The sequence below is a fragment of the Ruminococcus sp. Marseille-P328 genome (assembly GCF_964249465.1).
Taxonomy (GTDB): domain Bacteria; phylum Bacillota; class Clostridia; order Lachnospirales; family Lachnospiraceae; genus Blautia_A; species Blautia_A faecis.
This window is the reverse complement of sequence record NZ_CAXUBQ010000010.1, coordinates 1-3,425: the sequence shown is the minus strand read 5'-3', so window position 1 is coordinate 3,425 and position 3,425 is coordinate 1. Positions and strand designations below refer to the sequence as shown.

The window sequence follows — 3,425 nt, the reverse complement described above, 5'->3', positions numbered from 1 at the left end:
GGTTCAAGTCCCATCTTCCGCATTTTTTATTTTATCAAGAAATGTCAAAAGCCTGCAAAGTGCCTGTTTTGCGGGCTTTTTTTGGCTCCGAATATTCAGGAGGTAAATAAAGTGTGTCAAAACTCTGCCCCTTTTTTGCCCCTCGAGGGGCAGAGTTTTTGCCCCTTAAGGGGCAGGATTCTTGCCCCTCACATTTTCTAGTAAAAAATAAAGCAATATTTAATAAGAAGAAAAGCCTTTACTTTCCTGAGGGGCAACTCGCGGGATTGTAAGGGCTTTTCTTGTCTATGGGGAATCTCATGTTCAGTTTTACTGTACCAGATTCTACCTCATCTGTCGAGTTTTATCGTGCGAGATAGTACGACAGATTTCGACATCACAGTTTCTTCACCAGGACTGTGAATCCTGCTGCCTTCAGCTTCTTCACCACTTTGTTGGCAGCCTTCTTTGTTCTGTAGGTGCCAACCTGGACACGGTATGGGACAGAACCGGATACTTTGCGGATACTTGCTGAAAATCCTTTTTGCTTAAGCACTTTCAACATTACATCTGCATTTTCTTTTGTCCCATAGGCTCCTGCCTGGATGTAATACTTGGCAGCTGCTTTCTGCCGTAAAAGATTTTTAATCTGGTTCTGTGTCTTTTCTCCTGCCAGTCCGTCCTCTGTCAGATTCTGATTCTTCTGGAATGTCTTAACTGCTTTTTCGGTACCGTCTCCAAAGATTCCGTCGGCTCCTGCGGATCCGCAGTTATATCCCAGCTTTATAAGATTCTGCTGAAGCTGTTTGACCTCATCTCCAGAATCTCCTTTCTGAAGATAATTTCGTTTTTCTGTTACTCCCATATATGCTGCTGTCTTTTCTATAAAAGATGGCCACAGTCCTTCTTTTATAATTCTTCTTGGACAGTTCTTCCTAGAAGCGTCATAGTGGCGTTTCAGGCGATCAGTTCCCCAGCCATACTGTTTCAGAAGATAAGCAGCCAGCTGTTCTGCCTTGTCTACGGCCACATAATAATCCGTCTCTGGGTTCACACAGATTTCAATATTGATGCTGTTTAGATTGGTAATTCCATACTTTCCTTTTCCATCTCCCACCGCCCAGGCGCCGTCTGAATGTTCCAGGGTCTGGTAAATGCTTTTGGAATCCACATAGTAATGCACAGTGGCATCCAGGTTTCCATTACTCATGGCTCTTGCGTGAGCATTTGCATCCGCACCTTTTCCCCAGTTGTCTGTCTCGTGAATTACCACATAAGCAGGTTTATTCTGACCTACGTAACATTTCTTTTTGGTAAGCATTTTAATAATATCCATAATCTTCCTCCGTCAAAAAATTGAGGGCGATCACTCGCCCTCGTCAATATCTTCCCCATCTTTATTAATTGCTTTGTCTGCCACTTCCAACCCCTTGATCAGGATCTTCGGGACGTCCACTCCCATCTCCACCAGATTCTCACAAATAGACCTGATCTCATTTACTAACAGGGATGCCAGGACAAAGAACCCCAGCAATGTAGTGATTCCAAGATCAATTCCAAGCGTCTTGCCTAACTCCACGAACACTGCCGAAGCTCCAAAGGCTACTGCGATCATAATCCAGTAAGCCAGTTTCTTCAGAACGCCCTTCCATCCTGCCTTGGAATTCTCTTTGTGTGTCAGTCTGGCTTTCATCCAACCTGTGATCCAGTCCGCAACATTGAACGCCAGGAAAAGAGCAAACAGGATCCAATGTTCTCCAAAAATATAACTTAATACAGCAACAACTGCGCCAACAATGGCATTATACGTATCAATCACCTTCATAATTATGTGTTCTCCTTCTTATTATATTATTTTATGGTATAAAAATAAGACCGGTTACACGGTCTCGCTCTGGGTTCGTTCATATAATTTTCACGCCACCTTTCTTTTCAATGCTTCAATTTCTTCGTGCTGCAGCTGGATTGCCTTGATCAGATACGGGATCACAGCTCTTTCATTCCAGTCTTCAATCAGTCCGTTCTGGTATCTGGCAGCTAATGGAAGGTACTGTTCCACATCCTCTGCGTAAAGCCCGGGAATGGGAACGGCGCTGTCTTTTTCCAGATAGCCAGGCTTATAAACAAAGAACACGGTTGGAAGCTTATACAGATTTTGTATATCATTATCTGTCATGTCCCGGATATGGTTCTTGTATCTTCTGGATGAACTGGATAAATAAGAAACCGTAGCCCCATCACTGTCAAATACCAGATGTCCTCCAGACGATACATGACCTAATCCGAATATCTTGAATCTCTCCGTGCCATCGTCAAAACCACTGCTATCTGTATTTACAGCTGTGTAAATATGTAAGCCGTTTTTTACTGTAAGTGCTCCTCCGGTTGAACTTATTTTACATGTTCCGAATTTTAAATATCCATCCGAGTGTATAGTCATCGCGTCTATTCCCGCAAAACGTGACTGAATTTTATCGGATGATATCGTCCATCCGCCCAGCGTACCTTTGACACTTTTTATGCTTCCATCAGTTAAAATGCAAAAATAGCTATTAGCCGTCACCACACCGTTTAAATTGATCTTACTGGCACTGATGGAAATACTTTCTGCAGACTGGTTGATCTGGGAAATCAGGCTTGCTTTATCGGCTTTACCGCTCCATGATGTGGAACTGGTTACAGTGCTGACAATTGCGGACTCTGTGATCTTTAATTCTGCTGATTTTTTCCATGTCTCAAGGCTTAACACCTTCTTGTCAGTGGAATCCAGGCTTTCTTTGGTTGCATAGGTGCTGGATACGGAAGCTGTAATGCTCTCTGCTTTCTGATCAATAGCGGAATTCATTGCCGTTACGGTTGCGTAAGATTTCAGAAGCTCATCTGTATTCGCATTGGCGCTCTTAACCGCTTCTTTTTGTGCTGCATCCGCGTAACCTTTTGCTGTGGTATCTGCTGCCTGCAGTTTTGCCTGGACGTCAGCTCCTGTTGCGTAAGTCTTGGATATTGTACTGGATAGACCATCCACACTTGCCTTAATGGCTGCATTCATGGCAGTAGTCGTGGAATAGTCACTATTTATCCTGGCGCTAAGGTTGGTCAGGTTTACTGAAAATCCATCCAGGCCTGCTTTGTAATCTGCTACTTTTGCGTCAAGTGAACTGTACTTACCAGTTACGGTATCGTATTTACTGCTGATATCGGAAAACTGCAGCTGAAGGCTGTTTATATCCAGTATGGCCGATGCAAGTTTACTGTACATGGTTGCCTTGCTGTTCTGCAGCTCAATCAATTCTGACTCGCTGATCAGTGCAGAGAGCTTTCCTCTGACTACTTGGACAGCTGTTTCATTAGACTGGAAACGCTTCAGTACATAATCCTGCGAGTATATATTGACTGGTTGTTCGAATATCATCTGGTTTTTCCTCCTTTCCGGATAAAAATCCATA

The 3,425-nt window shown here is 43.5% G+C and carries 3 protein-coding genes; all 3 read right to left on the bottom strand.

Going from position 1 to position 3,425, the window contains the following annotated elements:
• Nucleotides 1–376: 376 nt before the first annotated feature.
• Nucleotides 377–1,315, bottom strand: a complete 939-nt coding sequence (locus tag ACESTK_RS08590) for an N-acetylmuramoyl-L-alanine amidase (protein WP_294425953.1) — start codon at nucleotides 1,313–1,315, stop codon at nucleotides 377–379.
• Nucleotides 1,316–1,345: 30 nt separating this feature from the next.
• Nucleotides 1,346–1,804: a holin family protein gene (locus tag ACESTK_RS08585; RefSeq protein ID WP_195699441.1), complete on the bottom strand. Its 459-nt coding sequence runs from the start codon at nucleotides 1,802–1,804 to the stop codon at nucleotides 1,346–1,348.
• A gap of 90 nt (nucleotides 1,805–1,894) precedes the next feature.
• Entirely contained in the window at nucleotides 1,895–3,391 is a 1,497-nt protein-coding gene (locus tag ACESTK_RS08580; protein WP_294425949.1) for a tail fiber domain-containing protein, read from the bottom strand.
• Nucleotides 3,392–3,425: the final 34 nt, after the last annotated feature.